A 3,296-nucleotide genomic window follows, 5' to 3' on the forward strand; every position below is an offset into this window, starting at 1 on the left:
CCTGGTCGCTATCTACTCCCCATGGAATCTTCGACGAGACCCCCGTTCAGCTCATCGGCGAGGTGCGCCAGCCGATCCCGCCCGAGCCAGGTCAGCGCGAACGCTACGATTACGAGTACCGCCGCAACGGCACCGTCAATCTCTTCGTCATCTTCGATCCGCATCGCGGCTGGCGCAACGTCAAGGTCACCGAGCGCCGCGCCGCCGTAGACTACGCGCACTGCATGCGCGAACTCGTTGACGTCCACTATCCCGATGCCGTTTGCGTCCGTGTCGTGCAGGACAATCTGTCGATCCATACCGCCGGCGCGCTGTATCAAGCCTTTGCGCCCGCCGAGGCCCGCCGCATCCTGCGCCGCCTCGAATTCCACTACACCCCGAAACACGCCAGTTGGCTCAATATGGTCGAGTGCGAGATCAGCGTGCTGCAGCGCCAGTGTCTCGGCCGCCGCATCAACGATCCCAAAAGGCTCCGAAAAGAGATCGCAGCATGGCAACAGAGGCGAAATAAAAAGAACGACCGCATCAAATGGATGTTCACAGTCGAAAAAGCCCGCGCCAAACTCGTCCGCGTCTATCCAGCTACCGCCAAAGAGTCAAAATCACTGTGATGAACCACTAGTCTTACTGCGTCACAAATTTCGATAGCTGCTTTGACTTGAGACTGCCCTGATGCAACAAGGGCATCGAGATAGTGTGGACGCGAGAGCGACGCTCAATCCTCGCCGAACGGTCGCGATCGAATTTGGAACGTGCCGTTCAGGCCGCAATGGCGGACCCCCTCGGGCGTTAAGTTTCGAGAATTGTAATTTCTTTGAAAAGCCCGGCGGAACCTGTTGCTGAGGGGGGAATCGTCTCCCGCTCGGAGGCCAGGAATCCGTAGGCCGCGATGCACAGCGTTGCGTGATGGTGGAAGCCGCGCCAGCCTCGCCCCTCGAAGTGGCCAAGGCCGATCTCCTGTTTGAGTTCGTAGTAGTCGCGCTCCATGCGCCAGCACAGCTTGGCGGTGTCGACCAGCTGACGGAATCCAATGTTCGCCGGAAGTGTCGAGAACCAATATTTGGTGGGTGCTTCCTCGCCCTCCGGCCATTCGATCAGCAGCCATTCCTCCGGCCGGCTTTCGGCGAGCCAGTAATCTCGATGTGCCGGACGGATGCGCACACGGGCAAAGCGCGAGGATAAGCGTTCTGCCGTCCCCTCACGCCACGTGATCTTGCGCCAAGCATCCATTGGCAGACCAATCGCAAGCTTCTTAACTGAGATCGGTTGATACTTGCCATCACGTCGCAGCAACTTCGGAGGTCGTCCGCTCTCCGACCACTTCTTCGGCGCCCGCGGCCCAGTGCCAGGGCGCCATACGGACGTTTGTGGCTGGATGCCGGCCACATAGTTCAAGCCGAGATCTGTGATGCTCGTACGCAGATCGGTATCAGCACCATAGCCGGCGTCCATCAGCACTACGCCACGCGGCAAGCCCCCTGCACAGGCCCAGCGCAATTGCTCAAGCGCGATGGCCGGCTTGGTTTTGAAGGTGATCTCCTTGGGCACACCGGCTTTGCGCCGACGCGGACGGTCGGTCGCCCACTCCTTTGGTAGATAAAGGCGATACGCCACCGGCAGGCTCGCGTGATGGTTGGCAATCGAAAGGGTCACGGCGACCTGACAATTGTCTTGCTTGCCCAGTTGGCCGCAATATTGCCGCGCAACCCCGACCGAATGCCGCCCCTTCTTAGGAAAGCCCGTATCATCGATGATCCAAGCTTCGATCTCTCCGTGGCGTTCGATGCTCGGCAGCACTAACTCACGGACCTTGGCCAACACTTGCTGGTCCGACCAGTCGCCTTGACCGACAAAATGCAACAACGACTGGTGTTGCGCTGCTGTCCGCTCAGGAGCCGTGATGGCCGCCATCGGCTCGACACTCTTGCGATCGCAAGGCATCATCAGACCGGTGCAGTAATCGCGAAGCGGTTTGGCTCGGTCTGCGTGCCCGATCACGCTCGTAAGACCCTCAACATACGCCGAAAACCGCGACGCGGCGTCCCCCGATTTTGCAAGACCCATCTCAGCCTCTCCGCATGCTGAAAAGATGAGTCTTCTCAAATATATGATTCTTCTCGGTAAAAGCCGCGACACTCTGACTCAGTAAGACTAGCGCGCCAGCGGCCGTGTCGTGATGGTTACCACGACTGCATAAGCGCATTACGTCTGTTAGTCGTCGACGTTCACAGCAGGAACGGATAGCGTAGGCGACGTTAGCCAAGGTTGTTCGCAAATCGTTGAGAGCGGATTTCCGAAGATGGTCAGATTGCGCCGATCGATTGTAGTAGCCCTGCTAGGAGCATGTGCGGCTTTGCTGACTAGCTGCGTTGAGGGGCCGGGACCATTTTTCGATAAGTCGTCGGGTCTAGTCGATTCATATTTCACGGGTGAATTTAGCTACGTCATAGTTGGTCCCGAGCCCAAAAGGGCAAAGCTCAGCATCAAAGGTAAAGTCTATACATTCGAAGAAGATGGCCAACGTATTGGTTCAATAACGCTTCATCCATTCAGGCAAGATTACTGGATTGCGCAGTTAGAGCTAGCCAAGGTTACCGGACGAGGAAAGCCATATCGTTATCTGCTCGTACGCAAGACGCCGTCCGGCTTCGATGTCGGTGCAAAATGCAGCAAAATCGAAAACACCTGCGATGCGAAATCCAAGGCTGACATTCTGATTAAGCTCGACAAGCAAGCTAAAGCGTTAGCCGCCGATCCACAGGATTGGTTGGCTGTTCGCCGGGATCGAAGCGCGCCGGGGGTGCCCGTTGCGCAATCCGAAAATCCTTCAGAAGATTGCAACAGCGACGAAACTAACCGCAAGCTCTCTGGTTGCACGGGCCTCATCGAAAAAGGCGGATTGAGCGAGCCTGATTTGGCCCTGGCGCATAGTCGTCGCGCGGATGCGTACATTGGTGTTCGCGATTTCGACCACGCCATTTCAGATCGCAGGAGAGCTGCTGAACTCCAGCCAAATGATTTGAGCTATCAAATGCGCCTCAGCGGCGCCTATCAGATACGCGCGGCTGCCGTGGCCGGGCAACAAAGTGAAGCCGCCATCGCAGATCTGACGCAAGCTATCCAGGTAGATCCAACGAACTATGAGGCTAAGCTCCAGCGAAGCGCGATCTTCGCAAGGCAGCATAAGCTTGCGCAAGCTATCGAAGGGGATGTCCCGATCGCTGTTGAACTAGGTCGGGCCGACGTTGCCGGAATGAATGTTACGCGGCCCTCGTGACGTGGGCAACGGGGTTGAT

At 57.4% G+C, this 3,296-nt stretch carries 3 protein-coding genes; 2 read left to right on the top strand and 1 reads right to left on the bottom strand.

Annotation, left to right across the window (positions count from 1 at the left end):
- Nucleotides 1-611: IS630 family transposase (locus K289_RS0140555; protein WP_027556513.1), on the top strand; the 611-nt coding region annotated here is incomplete at its 5' end.
- A gap of 178 nt (nt 612-789) precedes the next feature.
- Here the strand turns inward: K289_RS0140555 and K289_RS0140560 are convergent.
- Entirely contained in the window at nt 790-2,064 is a 1,275-nt protein-coding gene (locus K289_RS0140560; RefSeq protein ID WP_027556514.1) for an IS701 family transposase, read from the bottom strand.
- A gap of 235 nt (nt 2,065-2,299) precedes the next feature.
- On the opposite strand from K289_RS0140560, the gene K289_RS0140565 reads away from it, so the two are divergent.
- On the top strand, nt 2,300-3,277 hold the full coding sequence (locus tag K289_RS0140565; RefSeq protein WP_156918470.1) for a tetratricopeptide repeat protein: 978 nt from the start codon (nt 2,300-2,302) through the stop codon (nt 3,275-3,277).
- Nucleotides 3,278-3,296: the final 19 nt, after the last annotated feature.

Source organism: Bradyrhizobium sp. Cp5.3 (assembly GCF_000426265.1).
GTDB lineage: Bacteria > Pseudomonadota > Alphaproteobacteria > Rhizobiales > Xanthobacteraceae > Bradyrhizobium > Bradyrhizobium neotropicale.